The organism is Bifidobacterium sp. ESL0775 (genome assembly GCF_029395475.1).
GTDB lineage: Bacteria > Actinomycetota > Actinomycetes > Actinomycetales > Bifidobacteriaceae > Bifidobacterium.
In genome coordinates this window covers 2,157,584-2,172,441 of record NZ_CP113917.1, presented here as the reverse complement: position 1 = coordinate 2,172,441, position 14,858 = coordinate 2,157,584, and the positions used below count along the sequence as shown (strand labels likewise).

Here is a 14,858-nt window from a genome sequence, read left to right as displayed (position 1 = left end):
TGACGCGACGTTGCCTTGGGGGATGCGGAAGACCTGGAAGAGCGTGTGGGCCGGGATGGTCTGGAAAGAAGTGTAGGACCGGAAGGTTCAGAAAAAGAAGAAGATTGGGAAGTGCGGTGGGGTGAAAGTGAGGATGAGGATTGGGTGGTGTCCGGAAGTGATGGGAAAGTTTCGTTTAGATCAGAATTGCGGGGGGGGTTAGCGTTGACATCGTTGCAATACAAACCAGCACCGAGACCAACGCGCGGATAACACCCATGGCAAACACCAACCTTTTTTCTTCAAAATCGGAAGCCGCGATGTAATACATTGTCGTAATACGGTTCCGCCGTTCCGATGAATCCACACCTTATAGGGTTTGCGGTACAAAAACAACCCTTCACAGGCGAGTGAAAACAGTGTCGCGCCATGGTTTGATGGAACTGTTTAGAAGGTTTGCAACTCGGTAATGCGAACGCTTTGACGAAATTAGTGGAATCTTTGACGTGGCGTGAGGATGAGCGCGGGAATGCCTTCCAAAACCGAATGCTACGGCGTGTCGCATGTTATGACATATTGAGCTTGAATGTGATAAATGACGAGATGGTAATGGCAAATCATTCCCCAATTGATAACGGTCTGGTCTTTTTTATCTTATGATCCAAATTTCCGCGGCATTCAGCAAAGGCTGGAAAATTATAAGTTATTACCGTGTAATAGCGATATCACAGAGTGCCGTAGGACACTTTGTTTCTAGTCAAACAAGCTGGGTAATTTGGTGGGTGGCAATGAAAGAGAAACAAGGGAGGTTTTTCGGATGAGCGAGATGGCGACGAGGCATGGGGCGCAAGCAGGATTGGGCGCGGCGGCCAGCGGTTTCGGCTTTGGCACGGGCTTTGGCTTGATGGACGGGCTGACCACGGCGGGGGCACGCGGGCGCTCGCGGTGCGTCAACGCGGAGAACCCGACCGGCGGCAAGGGTGTGGCGGCGCAGACCGCCAGCAAACTCGGGCCTTCGCGCAAGGGGACGCCTTGCCTCGGCACTGTGCCGGCCGGCGAATCCGTGACGCTGATGGATGTCGACGGCCCGGGCGTGATCCGCCATATCTGGATGACTGTGACCGACAAGACCTCGCCCACCGGCCCGAACGTCCTGCGTAACCTCATCCTCGAATTCTATTGGGATGGCGAGGAGAACCCGTCCGTGGTCTGCCCGATTGGCGACTTCTTCTGCTGTGGCCACGCGCAGGATTGCCGCGTCAATTCCATGCCCATCATGGTCGCGCCCAACCGTGGTTTCAACTGCTACTTCGCCATGCCGTTCGAGCACGCGAAAATCGTCCTGCGCAGCGACCATAACGAGGATGTTCCGGCGTTCTTCTATCAGATCGATTACACCGAGTACGACGCGCTGCCGGCTGACGCGATGCGTTTCCATGCCCAATGGCGCCGCGAACGGGTTACCAAAGAGGCCCAGGATTACACGATCCTCGATGGTGTGCGTGGCCAGGGTACTTACGTCGGCACCTACCTCGCGCTGACAGCGCTGGAAAGCCGCTGGTGGGGCGAGGGCGAGGTCAAGTTCTATCTCGACGGCGACACCGATTATCCGACCGTCACCAGCACCGGAACCGAGGATTATTTTGGCGGAGCGTGGAGCTTCGCTGCGTTCGATGAAAATAATCACATGCACGAGCAGACCTATTGCGCCCCATTCGTCGGTTTCCCGTTCCGCTCGCAGAGCCTTGTCGGCCGCGAAAGCGCTTACTGGGACCAAGCCACACCAGTGACGCGTGGCCTTTACCGCTGGCACATCCCCGATCCGATTTACTTTGAGGACGACCTGCGCGTGACCATTCAGCAGATCGGCACGGATGAGTCCGGGCTTTTCGAACGTAGCGACGACGTGGCCAGCGTTGCGTATTGGTACCAGAACGAGCCCCACACCCCGTTCCCGCCCCTCGGAGACCGCCACTTCCGTCAGCCACGGTGAGTCTCTGTGGGGTTCATGTTTATTGACGTTATGGGATGATTGCTGGGAATTTGGGATGGATTCTCCAGCAATGTAAAAAAGTTGCATCGACGTAACGGGGATTCGTCATTTTAGAAACGCAAATAAATTTGTCATTTGCTGAGTAAGCGTTTACTATTTTGCGTGTGATGACAATATTGTTGTCACAAGAGAGTGCGTGCAGAAGCGCACAATACAAGGAGGTAAACCGTGAAAAAAAGTTTCATCACAAAGGCCATTGCGATGGTCTCTGGCGTTGCCATGCTGGCCGGGTTGGCCGCTTGCGGCAACGACTCGTCGGCCAAGACCGCTGAAGCTCCCAAGGCCAACGGAACCGTGACGATTTATCTGGCCCGTCATGGCCAGACCGCTTCCAACGTGATGCATCGCTCGCAGGGATGGAGCGATTGGACGTTGACGCAACAAGGCCTCGATGGGGCCAAGTATCTGGGCTTGGGACTCAAGGGCACCAAGTTCAAGGCCGCTTATTCCGGTGATCTGACCCGCCAGGAGAAGACCGCCGAGGGCGCGCTGAAGTATTCCGGCAACAAGTCGATCCAGCTCAAGCAGGACTGGAGGTTGCGCGAGTGCAATTTCGGCAGCTATGAGGGCCGTCAGGACGCCGCGCAGAACGATGTTGACATCGCCGCCTACTACGGCTACAAGGACCATGACGATCTGGTCGCCAAGAACGGCATCAACGCCGCGGTCGTGCAGCAGAACGGCTATTACCAGCTCGACAAGGCCAACAAGCTGGGCACTGATCTGCCCGCTGAATTGCGTGCGGAAAGCGCTGAGGCCATCGAGAAGCGCATGACCGATGTCCTGACCTCGATCGGCAAGAAGGAAATGAAGAACGGCGGCGGCAATGTGCTCGTCGTCAGCTCCGGCTCCGCCATCAACTTCTTCCTGCTGGCGCAGAAGTTCCCCGAGTACACCGGTGCCGGAATGGGCAACGACGCGGTCACCAAGCTCACTTACAAGAATGGTAAGTTCGCGCTGGCTGGTCCAATCGGATCCATGGACTACTTCAACGCCGGAAAAGCCAAGGCTGAGTAGACTCTTCTAGGATTCTCATCATTGGGTTTCTGATGTCCGTGAAAATATGACAGCATAGGCCTGTCGAGAAATTTTCAAGAATGAGGATATCGGATATAAAAGAAAAATCGCGAGCGCTTGCGTTTTAAAAAGTAAGCGCTTACTATTGTACCTGTGAAGATGCTAAATGGCGTCCGAACTGGTTACAAGGAGGTAGAGAAGTGAAAATTAGTAATGGAAAGAAAGCTCTCGCAGCGGTGGCAAGCCTTGCCATGCTGTCGGGAATGGCCGCTTGTGGCGGCTCGTCGTCGAGCTCGTCGAGCAATTCGGCTTCGAACAGCGCCGCTTGCAAGGCGTATAAGCAATACGGCAATCTGAGTGGCAAGACCGTCACCATGTACACCGCATGGATCGACGATGAGGGCAATGCGACCGACAAGTCGTTCGACCAATTCCGCCAGTGCACCGGCGCGACCGTCAAGTTCGAGGGCTCTCGTGATGAGTCCACGCAGCTTCCTGTGCGTGTGAAGTCCGGTTCCGCTCCGGATATCGCCGTCGTCGCCCAGCCCGGCATGCTCAAGAGCATGGTGAAGACCGGCAAGGTCAAGGCTGTTCCCGATACGGTCGCCAAGAACATCGACAAGTACTATTCCAAGGATTGGAAGGAATACGGCTCGGTTGACGGCAAGCTTTACGGCGTCGCCATCGATGCTTCCACCAAGTCCTTCATCTGGTATTCTCCCAAGAAGTTCAAGGAGAAGGGCTATAAGGTCCCGGAGACCTGGGATGAGATGATGGATCTCACCAAGAAGATCGCCGCGGACAACAAGGGCACCAAGACCAAGCCCTGGTCGGTCGGCATCGAGGGCGGTTCCGACACCGGTTGGCCCGCCACGGATTGGCTCGAGGACGCCGTGATTCGTTTCACCGACGTTGACACCTACAACAAGTGGGTCGACCACGAGATTCCGTTCAACGATCCGAAGATCCTGTCCGCCTTCCAGGAGATCGGCAAGATCCTGAAGAACAACGACTATGTCAACGGTGGTTTCGGTGATTCGCAGTCCATCGCCTCCACGGCTTGGCAGGACGCCGGCAACCCGCTTCTTGATGGCACTGGCTACATGATGCACATGGCGCCGTTCTATCAGACCAACTTCAAGTCCACGAACCCGAACATCAAGATTGATCCGGACGGTGACGCCTGGGTCTTCCCGATGCCTGGCAAGACCAAGGACAGCGCCCCGATGCTCGGTGGCGGCGACTTCGCCTTCGCGTTCTCCGATCGTCCTGAGGTCAAGGCTTTGCTGACCTACCTCTCCTCTCCGGATTGGGCCAATCAGCGCGCCAAGAAGCTTGGCGGCTGGGTCTATCCGAACAAGGGCATGGACGAGAAGCTCCTCGGCTCCAAGCTTGACAAGCTGTCCTACGACACGCTGACCAACCCGAAGACCGAGTTCCGTTTCGATGCTTCCGACATGATGCCCGCCGAAGTCGGTTCGGGCAGCTTCTGGAAGAAGATGACCGAGTACTTCGCTCAGAACAAGTCTGAGAAGGACACCCTGGATCAGATCGAAGCGACTTGGCCGAAGGATAAGTAAAGTCGGCATAAAGCCATGATTGTTCGTGATCCGGCACCCGCCAAAGGCGTCGGATCACGATTCATGGTCGCATCAAAATGTAAAACGTATCTATATCGGGTTGCTTGTTTGTAAGACAGACAATCGCAATCGTTAACGTTGCTTGTATTCAATTCGCATGGCGGAAGTCCGCCGTCAAGCGTCCGCGGCAGCCCCGATGAATCGACCGCATGGAGGCGGTGTCATGGATATATTGCTGCACCCGGAATCGGGTGTCCAGAAAATAGTGGCGATGTTGTTCGCCATATTGTTGTTCGTCGTTGTAGTGGCGGTGGTGCTGTTCATCACCAATCTGCCCAAGCGCATGCCATCATGGGGGGTGGCACTGCTTTTCCTGCTGCCGAGTTTGGCGCTTATTTGCTTTGGCCTGATTTATCCGAGCATCGTGACGTTCAGGAACTCGTTCTACGGTCGCGACGGCACGCAAGGCGTGGGATGGGCCAATTACGTACAGATTTTCACGAACCCTGATTTCCTGCGGGTTCTGCTCAACACGGTCCTGTGGACCATCCTGGTCCCGCTGGTGTCGACGATCGTCGGCCTGGTCTACGCGGTCCTCGTCGATCGCACGCGTTACGAGAAGTTCGCGAAGATGCTGATCTTCCTGCCTATGGCCATCTCGATGGTGGGCGCCTCCATCATCTGGAAGTTCGTCTACGACCAGCGCGTCGGCCTGCTTTCGGCGGTCTATGTGTGGGTCGCCAAGCTTTTCGGACACACGGTCACGGCCCCGCAATGGCTGATGAACGCCCCGCTCAACACCTTCCTTCTCATCTTCGTGATGATCTGGATCGAGGCGGGCTACGCGATGACGGTGCTTTCCACCGCGATCAAAGGCATTCCGGAAGACCTCGTGGAGGCTTCCAGGCTTGACGGCCTCAACGGATGGCAGCAGTTCATCTACCTGACCATCCCCATGATCCGCCCCTCGATCGTCGTGGTCGTCACCACGGTCGCCATGGCGGGTCTGAAGTCCTTCGATATCGTGCGAACGATGACCGCCGGCAACTATGACACCTCCGTCATCGCCAACGAGTTCTATACCCAGTCGTTCCAGAACCAGAACACCGGCCTCGGCGCGGCCCTGGCGGTCTTGATGTTCATCATCGTCATCCCCGTGGTCGTGTTCAATATCTTCCAGTTGAGAAAGTCGCAGGACGTACGATGAGTGAGAAAAAGAAAAAGCTGACACGTCGCGAAAAGGCGTTGATTCGTACCAAGAACAAGCTGTCCTCGCCTTGGGCGACCGCGATCTCCATCATCATCGCCGCCCTGTGGACGATTCCTACGGTCGGCCTTTTGGTCACCAGCTTCCGGCAGAACCGCATGGCCATCTCCACCTCCGGTTGGTGGACGAGCCTGCTGCCGAAGAACTGGTCGGACTTCGGCCTGGCCAACTACAAGACCGTTCTCGGCAGCGGCTACAACCTGGGCAGCTACCTGATCAACTCGTTCGTCATCACCATCCCCGGCGTGCTCATCCCGATTACGCTGGCCCTGTTGGCCGCCTACGCGTTCGCATGGTGCGATTTCCCGGGCAAGAACATCCTCTTCGTAATCGTCTTCGCGTTGCAGGTCGTGCCCGTGCAGGTGACGATGATCCCGCTGCTGACCCAATACGTCAAGTGGGGCATCAACAACACCTTCTGGGTGCTGTGGCTGTGCCACACCATCTTCGGCCTGCCGCTGGCGATCTTCATGCTCCACAACTTCATGTGCGACATACCTCGTGAGCTCGTCGAGGCCGCGAAGGTCGACGGCGCCGGCGACGTGCAGGTCTTCCTGAAGATCGTGCTGCCGCTCATGGTCCCCGCCGTGGCCTCGTTCGCCATCTTCCAGTTCCTCTGGGTCTGGAACGATCTGCTGGTGGCCTTGGCCTTCGCCGGCAACACGCCCGCGACAGCCCCATTGACCGCACGGCTTTCCGATATGGTCGGCTCGCGTGGCTCGGCCTGGTACCTCCTCGCTCCTGGCGCGTTCATCGCCATGATCGTGCCGGTGCTGGTGTTCCTGTTCCTGCAGCGCTACTTCGTCCGTGGTATGCTCGCTGGCGCGGTGAAGGGTTAATCGGCCGGCCGCCCGCGCGTCTGGCACGTGGGCGGAACATCGTTAATGTATGTGCTGTTGTCCGTCGGAAAGGCAAGTCGTATCGTCAGACCGGCGGACAACAGAATTTTAGAGAGGTAAAACCGTTGCTCGGTGACTTGAAATTACAGAAGGATTTGGCGCACGATCCGCTGGATAGCAGGCGTTATCCCATCGACCCGTGGAAATTCAGTGAATATGGTTATCCCGATTCCGAGTCCGCCACGTTGTTCTCGCTGTCGAATGGCACCATTGGCGTGCGCGGCGAGGCGAACGGCCCGCGAAACCTGGGTTCGGGAACGTTCCTGAGCGGTTTCCACGAGACGTTCTCCATCCGCCATGCCGAGGAGGCTTACGGTTTCGCGCGCGTCGGGCAGGTCATCCAAGGCGTTCCCGACACCGTGGATTTCAAGTTCTCGATCGACGGCAAGGAACTCGCCGATCCGGTGGAGATCTCGCAGAGCGTTGATTTCAAGGCGGGCACCTCCACCCGCTCCTACACCTATGAGATAGGCGACGGGGCGAGCCTCGACGTCGATATCGTCACCATGGTCTGCCTGTTCCGTGCCGACCTGATGGCCACGGTGACCACGTTGCGCGCGCACGGGCGCACCCTCAAGGTGCACGTCGAAGGCAAGATGAACACCGACCACCCGATCGTCTCGCGTGACGTCGATCCGCGCAAGGCTGACATGATCGCCGACGGCGGCCTGCGCAAACTCGAGGTCGACGCCATCTCCCGTGGCGTCGCCGACGAGAGCTTCGGCGCCTTCCACTGCCTGCATTCCGAGCTCACCATGGCCGTGGGCTTCTGCCAGCAGCTTGACGGCCAGATGATCCACGAGGTCTTCGACGTCGAGGTGCCCGACGGCGGCGAAAAGCGCGTGGAGCGCTTCACTTCCTATAATTCTTATCCGATCAATCCCATCGGAATCGATAGAGGACTCCAGGTCGCCATCGACGGCGAGCGGAATTCCTCCTCGCTGATCAATAAATGCTCCCAGACGCTCAACTGGGCCGTGAACCTGGGCTATGAGTCGATCGCGGAGCAGCAGCGCCAATGGCTCAGCGATTTCTGGGACAAGACCGACGTGCTCATCGATGACGGCGGCGATGGCCGCCTCCAGCAGGTGATGCATTGGGAGCTGTTCCAACTGGCCCAAGCCACCGCGACCGTTACCAACGGAGTCTCGGCCAAGGGATTGAGCGGCACCGGCTATTCCGGCCATTATTTCTGGGACACCGAGACGTTCATCGTCCCGTTCCTGATCTACACGAACCCGGAGCGGGCCCGCGACATCCTCTCCTACCGGTACCGTATGCTGCCGGCCGCGCGCAAACGCGCCAGGATGATGAGCGTGGACGGGGCGCTGTTCCCGTGGCGCACCATCAACGGCGAGGAGGCCTCGGCCTTCTTCGAGGCGGGCACCGCGCAGTATCATATCGATTCGGACATCGCCTACGCCGTCTACCAATACGTTTCCCTGACCGGCGACCATGAGTTCATGGCCACGCAGGGCATCGACATCCTGGTCGAGACGGCGAGGATGTGGGCGAGCATCGGCTACATAGGCCGTGACGGCACCTTCCACATCAACACCGTGACCGGGCCGGACGAATACACCGCGATGGTGGATGACAATTACTACACCAACGTCATGGCGCAATTCAACCTGCGCAAGGCCGCGGACGCCTTGGAACAGCTGAACAACGAGGACCGTGAGGCCGCGGTGAGCCGCTTGGAGCTAAAACTCGACGAGCCCGCGCATTGGCGCGAGGCCGCCGACAGGATGAAGCTGCCGTACGACGAGAAGCTCAACATCCACCTCCAGGACGACGACATCATGCGTCGCGAGCCTTGGGATTTCGAGCACGACACCGAACGCCCGCTGCTCTTGCATTACCATCCGTTGGTGATCTACCGCCGTCGCGTCCTGAAGCAGGTGGACACCGTCCTGGCGCTCTACATGCTCTCCTCGAGCTTCGACTTGGATTCCAAGCGGCGCGATTTCGACTTCTACGATCCGCTGACCACCGGGGATTCCTCGCTTTCCGCGGCTTCGCAGTGCATCATCGCCGCCGAGGTCGGCCATGGCGAGCTGGCGATGAAATACTTCCTTGAATCGCTTTACGCTGATGTCGCCAACCTGCACAGCAACACCACCGACGGTATCCATCTGGCGTCGGCCGGCGGGGTCTGGATGTCTGTGGTGGCGGGCTTTGGCGGCCTGCGCGATTCCGGAGGCGACGAGATCTCGATGAACCCGCGTCTGCCTGAGCAATGGCGGAGCCTCACCTATCAGATCCTGGTGCGCGGATCGCGTCTCAAGGTCACGGTGAGCCATGACGGAGTCGATATCCAACGTCTTTCCGGCGGCCCCGTCACGCTCATCGTGGACGGGGAATCGCGCGAGATCTGACCCGTTCTTTCGGCCGGCTTGTTCACCCTTCCCGGTAAACCCACTTGCAAATTGGCTTGCATCACTATAATTGGTTATATTGGTGTAATCACATTCATTCGATGAATTACGGAATGAATGGTAAAGAATACTTGTTATTCTTTATATAGGCAATGTTGCAGAGGTGTCAGGATGGGTACGAAAAAGGTCAGGATCGAGGAGGTGGCTTCGCAGGCGCATGTCTCCACGGCCACCGTCTCTCGTGCCATCCGCGGCCTGCCTGGTGTCGGGAAATCCACGCGCGCCCACGTCCTTCAAGTGGCCGCCGAGCTGGGGTACACCCCCTCGCACAGCGCCGCGTCCTTGGCGAGCGGTTCCATGCATACGGTGGGACTGGTGCTTCCGGATGCCTCCCGTTGGTTCTTCGCTAACGCCATCGAGGCCGCTGAGCTGACGTTGCGCGAGCATGATTACGACGCGCTGGTGTATACCTTGCCGGATTATTACGATGTCGGCAGGAAGACCTTCGATCCGGAGGTCCTGCGCAGCAAGGTCGACGCCGTGGTGGTGCTCTCCCTGTTCTTCGACGAGCACGAGGTCGAGCTTCTGCGCTCGCTGAACGTGCCCGCGGCGTTTCTGTCGGTGGACCAGCCGGGGTTTTCCTGCGTGGGCATCGACGATGAGCTGGCCATGACCAAGGCGTGCGAGCATCTGATCGGCCTGGGCCACAAGGTCATCGGCCACCTTTCAGGAATGACCAACGACAAGTGCCCGAACGCCCCCACCCAACGTCGCCGCGACGCCTGGCGCAACGCGTTGCGCGACCATGGCCTGGAATACAGCGACAGCCTTGATTCCCCCTCAGACATCATGACCGCGCATAACGGGTTCGCGGCGACCAACGTGCTGCTTAACCGCAGGCCCGATGTCACCGCCATCGTCGCCTCGTCCGACGAGATGGCGATGGGCGCCATACAGGCGTTGCGCAACCGCAGGATCGAGCCGGGGCGGCAGGTTTCAGTGGTCGGCATCGATGGCAATGATCTGGCGTTCGCGTTCGGGCTGACGAGCGTTGAACAGCCCGTCCGCCAGGAAAGCAGGCGGGTCATTGAGCTGCTGCTGCAAGCCATCAACGGGGACGACGAGGTGCATAAAGAGGTGTTCGACACCAATTTGGTGGTTCGAAGCTCCTCCGGGCATGTCATGCGCAGGTGGCGTCACAGGCGATAGCGCTGTTTACGCTTGCTGTTTGCGTTTGTTTTTCGCAGATTTATACAGGAACCCGCCAAACCGTTGGGAGTTTGGCGGGTTCCTGACGCAATGATGAAGTAAACCGGCAAGGCCGGGATTCGATCATTACTACTTGACGAAGTTGCGCTTGATCCACGCGGCCCAGAGGCTCGGCCAGACCTGGGCGCTCGGCTCGATCTGCGCGGTGTTGCCGGCCGCGGCCGTCTCAGCGGTGTCCAGCGAGAGGCTGTGCGGGCCGTGCGGGAAGATGTGCGCTTCGACGGGCACGCCGGCGTCGACGCAGGCGTTGATGAAGAGCAGCGAGTTCTGTACCGGCACCACCGCGTCGGTGACGGTCTGCCAGATGAAGGTGGTCGGTGTCTTGGCGTCCACGTGCTTCTCGCAGGAGATTTCATCGAGCATCTTCTGATCGGTTTTCTTCTCGCCGAGCAGCTTGTCGACTGTGCCCGCGTGCGTGTATTTGCCGGCGGTGAGCACCGAATAGCCCAGTGCAAGGCCGTTGGCGCGCACCTCGTCCGGGTCGTAGCCGTTTTCGCGCATCACGTCGTCGCCGGTGGTGGTCGCCATCGAGGCTGCGAGCTGGCCACCGCAGGAGAAGCCGATGACGGTGACGGCTTCGGGATTGATGTGCCAGGCTTCGGCGTTCTCGCGGATGATCTTCATGGCCTCGGCACCTTCGAGCATCTGCACCGGGTAGCGCGAGGGCGCGATGGAATAGCGCAGCACGAACGCCTGCACGCCCGCGCCCACGGCCATCATCGCGATGGGTTCGGCCTCACGGTCGGTCACCTTGTTGAACCCGCCGCCAGGGAAGATGAGCACCGCCGGACGGCGACGATTCGGGTCGATCTCGGGCGAATTGTCGATGATGTAGCCGGTGAGCGTGGCGGTGCTCCCGTCGATGCCTTTGATGGTTTTAGTAATGTATTGCATTTAATGCCCCTTTTCGTATTCGGCGGTGCTTGTCGTCTTATGTATACGATTCTCAACGCCGATACCTACTTCCGGATTCTAAGAAGGTTGCCCGACGGTGTTCACTGCGGATAATCTTTTTGCTCTAGCCGGTCACTACCGCTTTTGTCCGCCAAGCCCGTGTCACACAGGGCGGGATAACCGGTTAGAAGCACTAAAGTCGGGAAGTTCCGTGATTCTGCGAAACTATCTGCGTCATTGTGGTGATGGATACTTGGAGTATGGGAACAAGCGATATGGAAGCTGCGGAAAACGAAGCCGGGGAACGCGACATGCAAGAAAACGTGATTGATGAGCGTAATGTTCATGAAAATGGTGGCGGTGGACGTGACTTGGCGGAAGACGAAACCCATGAACGGGGAGTCGTGGAAGACGGTGTGATGATCGAGGTTCCGCGAGGGACGGTGGTGTTGGCTGCCACGCCGATTGGCAATATGGGTGATGCCTCGGCCAGGCTCAAGGCGTTGCTCGAGCGCGCGGACATCGTCGCGGCGGAGGATACGCGGCGGCTTTACGATTTGGCCAACCGGCTCGGCGTGCATGTTGGCGGGCGCGTCGTCGCCAACCATGACCACAACGAGCGTGCGAAGGCCGACGGCCTGTTGGACGAGGTCGAGCGCGGGGCGACGGTATTGGTGGTCTCGGACGCGGGCATGCCCACAGTCAACGACCCGGGTGTGGCCATCGTCCGTCGTGCCATCGAGCGCGACTTGCCGGTGACCTGCGCTCCCGGCCCGTCCGCCGTGCTCGACGCGCTCGCGCTTTCCGGCCTGCCCACCGACCGTTTCTGCTATGAGGGTTTTGTGCCGCGCAAGCACAACGAACGCATTCAGCGTTTCCGCTCTCTGCTGGGGGAGCGGCGCACCATCGTTTTCTACGAAACGTTGCACCGAATCGCCGAGACGATGGGCGATCTGCTGGAAATGTTCGGCCCAGACCGCTCGATGGCCTTGTGCCGCGAGCTGACCAAGGACTATGAGCAGATTCGTCGCGGAACCATCGGCGAAATCCATCAGTCCGTCATCAACGACCCGCCGCGCGGCGAAATCGTGCTGGTCATCGCCGGCGCCAGCGAGGACGAGGCGCTCAAGGCCGGCGAAGCCACGGCGAGTGTGCTGAGCATCGATGATTTGGCCGCGCTCGCCGTCGAACGTGCCAGCAAAACCAACGAGCGTATCAAGGACGCCATCGCCGAGGTGGTCAAGGCTCACCCTCTCCCCGACGGCTCCCTCCCCAACCGCAAGGCCGTCTACGCCGCCACGTTGAAGCTGAAGTAAGTGTGTCGAAGCGCAGCAGACATTGCTGATTTGGTGAAGGATGCATGTTTCCCTGCTCGATGGTGCGCAGTGTGCAATTGATGTTTAACCTGTCGATTGACTGAATATGCTAGGTTTGTTGTGAGCACTGCTGTGATTGGAAAATTTGCTGAAGATGGTGTTTATACCCGCATGGAGACATGTCGACCAGCTGGTTGCAAAGGCTGAGACACCTTTCGAAAACGATATGAAGTAAGTCGTGTATTTTTGTCTTTGTCGTACATTTTGGCGATTGGGAGCTGAATGTACTCTTGGCTGCTGTTGCGATATGCGGAGGCGCTTCGGACAACGTGCATGTATAACATACAATCGGTAATAAATAATTTTGCCGATTCTACGATTGGACGCGCGCAAAAATGTCAGGTAGGCACAAAGTGGCATATCACACTTGTCTTGATAAAATGATCATCTCTTTGGCGCGGAAACCATGCTGGAAAAACTTTTACCAGCAAAGAGTATCGTTTCGTGTGCTGAATGAGAAACATGAGAAACGGCGCAAGATAGCGGCGCTCGTTGCCGCTCTATTCTCAGCTGCTCAGGAGATATGCTTCTGGTTTCTCTTCGTCCATCATCCTGGTGTCGAGTGGCAAACGCAAGAATTGTACGGCCTTGGTGGGCTTCTGATTGTTGCTGTCACCGGGGTGGAAGCGTTTTGGTTATACAGGCTTTATGCTGTTTTTGCAGATCCGTGTTCTAGGATGGTTTTGGCTTTAGCGGCTATTCCCCTTAGCGTTTTTGGTTTTTTTATACATTGTGTGTTTCTTGGAGGCTCTGCTTGGGGCATGTCGGCTCATGAGATTTGTTATATCTGTGCCGCAGTCGCCGTTGGTTTTCTGATACTTGCGAATCTTCTGGATTTATGGGCTACAAGGTGGCAATATGATGCACTGAGATATAATCCAGGGGCAGACGATGCCGATCGCGAAAATTCATCTCCTCGTGTATCGGGAATGCAATATCAAACCCTTTTTCCATCATGGGGTGGGCGGAACGGTCCTTCTTGCGTCATGCTTTGTGGGGCATTGGTCTGCACGATATCATTGGATGCGTGGCATTCCGGCGCTGTCAAAGTGTTGGAATGGTGTGTTCTTGTTCTTGTTCTCTGGTTTCTTGCTGTTCTTTTTTGCTTTCTTTTGTGTTCAATTGATGTTCCACTGAAGTATGAGGAGCTGAGGAATCCGGGAAGCCTCTGGCGTCGTCTTGTCTACGGCGGTTCCTTTCCGCTGTCGTTGTCCGTTGGTGTTGTGGGTTTCGGCTGCTGGGGACTGTGGTTGGCGCTCAAGACGGATTTGGGTTTAAGGTGGGTTATTTTACCTATGGCTTTGGCAATTCTTCTTGTTCCGCTTCTGAATGTTGTGTCGGAGTCTGGACACAATAGGGTATATAGGGCTAAGCTTTTTTGGAGTGGTTTCTGCATGGCTGTGTATTCGTTGCTGCTTACTATGCTTGGCGAGTTGTTTGTGGATCAGAGACTATATACACATCTGGATGTTTGTCTGATTATGATTCCTCTTGAGGTAGCAGCGCTTGTGGAATTTGTGCTGTTATGTTTCGCCGAATACGACAGTTGTCGACATCAAGATTTGAAATGGGTCGCAGACTCGTTCCCATACCAACTCGCAGGAGTTGTTTTCTGTGTAGTGATAGTTGTGCTGTTCTACGATGAGTACTCGAAATTAGTTGGTCGTTTGCCTGATCTGGCAGCATTGATAAGTCAATATGTTCTAGAGCCTTCTTCGGCTAGGGACGTCTCCCAAGGGCAACTGATACAAACGTTATTGCAACTTAATTATGATGAGAACAGCGATTCTGCAGATCTCTCGTCCATATCGACTGTAGTCGAGATAATGATGTCTACGTCCGATGTCGGAGTGACTGCGCTTAGGAATTTCCTGTCTGCCATGAGCACTTTCATCACATTCACATACATCGTCATGGTGTGGAATGCTCGAGAAACGGTGAAGCCGACAAAGCTGTGGTGGGAAAGGATGAAAACGATACCTTGGCGGTTCAAAGTATGGACGCGAACCTTGAAACAAAAGAATCAGAAGAAAAGGACCACGAAAGGAAAAGACGAAGTGTAAGCTGTCGGCTGCTGACTCGCCTTACCAAAGCGACCAGTTTGAAATGGTTGTGTTTTACGGCCGACGCCGATCCGTCAGCCTGT

Annotated in this window: 10 protein-coding genes; 9 read left to right on the top strand and 1 reads right to left on the bottom strand. The window is 56.9% G+C overall.

All coding sequences use genetic code 11. From position 1 onward, the window contains the following. Positions 1 to 883 precede the first annotated feature (883 nt). From OZX73_RS08480 to OZX73_RS08450, 7 genes are all read left to right on the top strand, one after another. Positions 884 to 1,972 carry a glycoside hydrolase family 172 protein gene (locus tag OZX73_RS08480; RefSeq protein WP_277150974.1) on the top strand — a complete coding sequence of 363 codons (1,089 nt, stop codon included), beginning with the start codon at positions 884 to 886 and terminating at the stop codon, positions 1,970 to 1,972. Positions 1,973 to 2,200: 228 nt separating this feature from the next. Next, positions 2,201 to 3,049 (top strand): histidine phosphatase family protein, encoded by an 849-nt coding sequence (locus tag OZX73_RS08475; RefSeq protein WP_277149373.1) that lies wholly within the window; start codon positions 2,201 to 2,203, stop codon positions 3,047 to 3,049. A gap of 200 nt (positions 3,050 to 3,249) precedes the next feature. Next, positions 3,250 to 4,629, top strand: coding sequence for an ABC transporter substrate-binding protein (locus OZX73_RS08470; protein WP_277149371.1), 1,380 nt, complete (start codon positions 3,250 to 3,252; stop codon positions 4,627 to 4,629). A gap of 223 nt (positions 4,630 to 4,852) precedes the next feature. Further along, entirely contained in the window at positions 4,853 to 5,836 is a 984-nt protein-coding gene (locus OZX73_RS08465; RefSeq protein ID WP_277149369.1) for a sugar ABC transporter permease, read from the top strand. Next, a complete protein-coding gene (locus OZX73_RS08460) occupies positions 5,833 to 6,735 on the top strand; it encodes a carbohydrate ABC transporter permease (protein WP_277149367.1) in 903 nt (300 codons plus the stop codon). Before OZX73_RS08465 ends, OZX73_RS08460 begins: the two co-directional genes overlap by 4 nt. Positions 6,736 to 6,872: 137 nt before the next feature. Continuing rightward, a complete protein-coding gene (locus OZX73_RS08455) occupies positions 6,873 to 9,173 on the top strand; it encodes a glycosyl hydrolase family 65 protein (protein WP_277149364.1) in 2,301 nt (766 codons plus the stop codon). Positions 9,174 to 9,344: 171 nt separating this feature from the next. Then, entirely contained in the window at positions 9,345 to 10,382 is a 1,038-nt protein-coding gene (locus OZX73_RS08450; RefSeq protein ID WP_277149362.1) for a LacI family DNA-binding transcriptional regulator, read from the top strand. A 129-nt stretch (positions 10,383 to 10,511) separates the two neighbouring features. Here the strand turns inward: OZX73_RS08450 and OZX73_RS08445 are convergent, their stop codons facing one another. Further along, positions 10,512 to 11,336 carry an alpha/beta hydrolase gene (locus OZX73_RS08445; protein WP_277149360.1) on the bottom strand — a complete coding sequence of 275 codons (825 nt, stop codon included), beginning with the start codon at positions 11,334 to 11,336 and terminating at the stop codon, positions 10,512 to 10,514. A 275-nt stretch (positions 11,337 to 11,611) separates the two neighbouring features. On the opposite strand from OZX73_RS08445, the gene rsmI reads away from it, so the two are divergent. Next, on the top strand, positions 11,612 to 12,652 hold the full coding sequence (rsmI, locus tag OZX73_RS08440) for a 16S rRNA (cytidine(1402)-2'-O)-methyltransferase (protein WP_277149357.1): 1,041 nt from the start codon (positions 11,612 to 11,614) through the stop codon (positions 12,650 to 12,652). 413 nt (positions 12,653 to 13,065) lie between these two features. Continuing rightward, positions 13,066 to 14,775: a hypothetical protein gene (locus OZX73_RS08435; protein ID WP_277149355.1), complete on the top strand. Its 1,710-nt coding sequence runs from the start codon at positions 13,066 to 13,068 to the stop codon at positions 14,773 to 14,775. Positions 14,776 to 14,858: the final 83 nt, after the last annotated feature.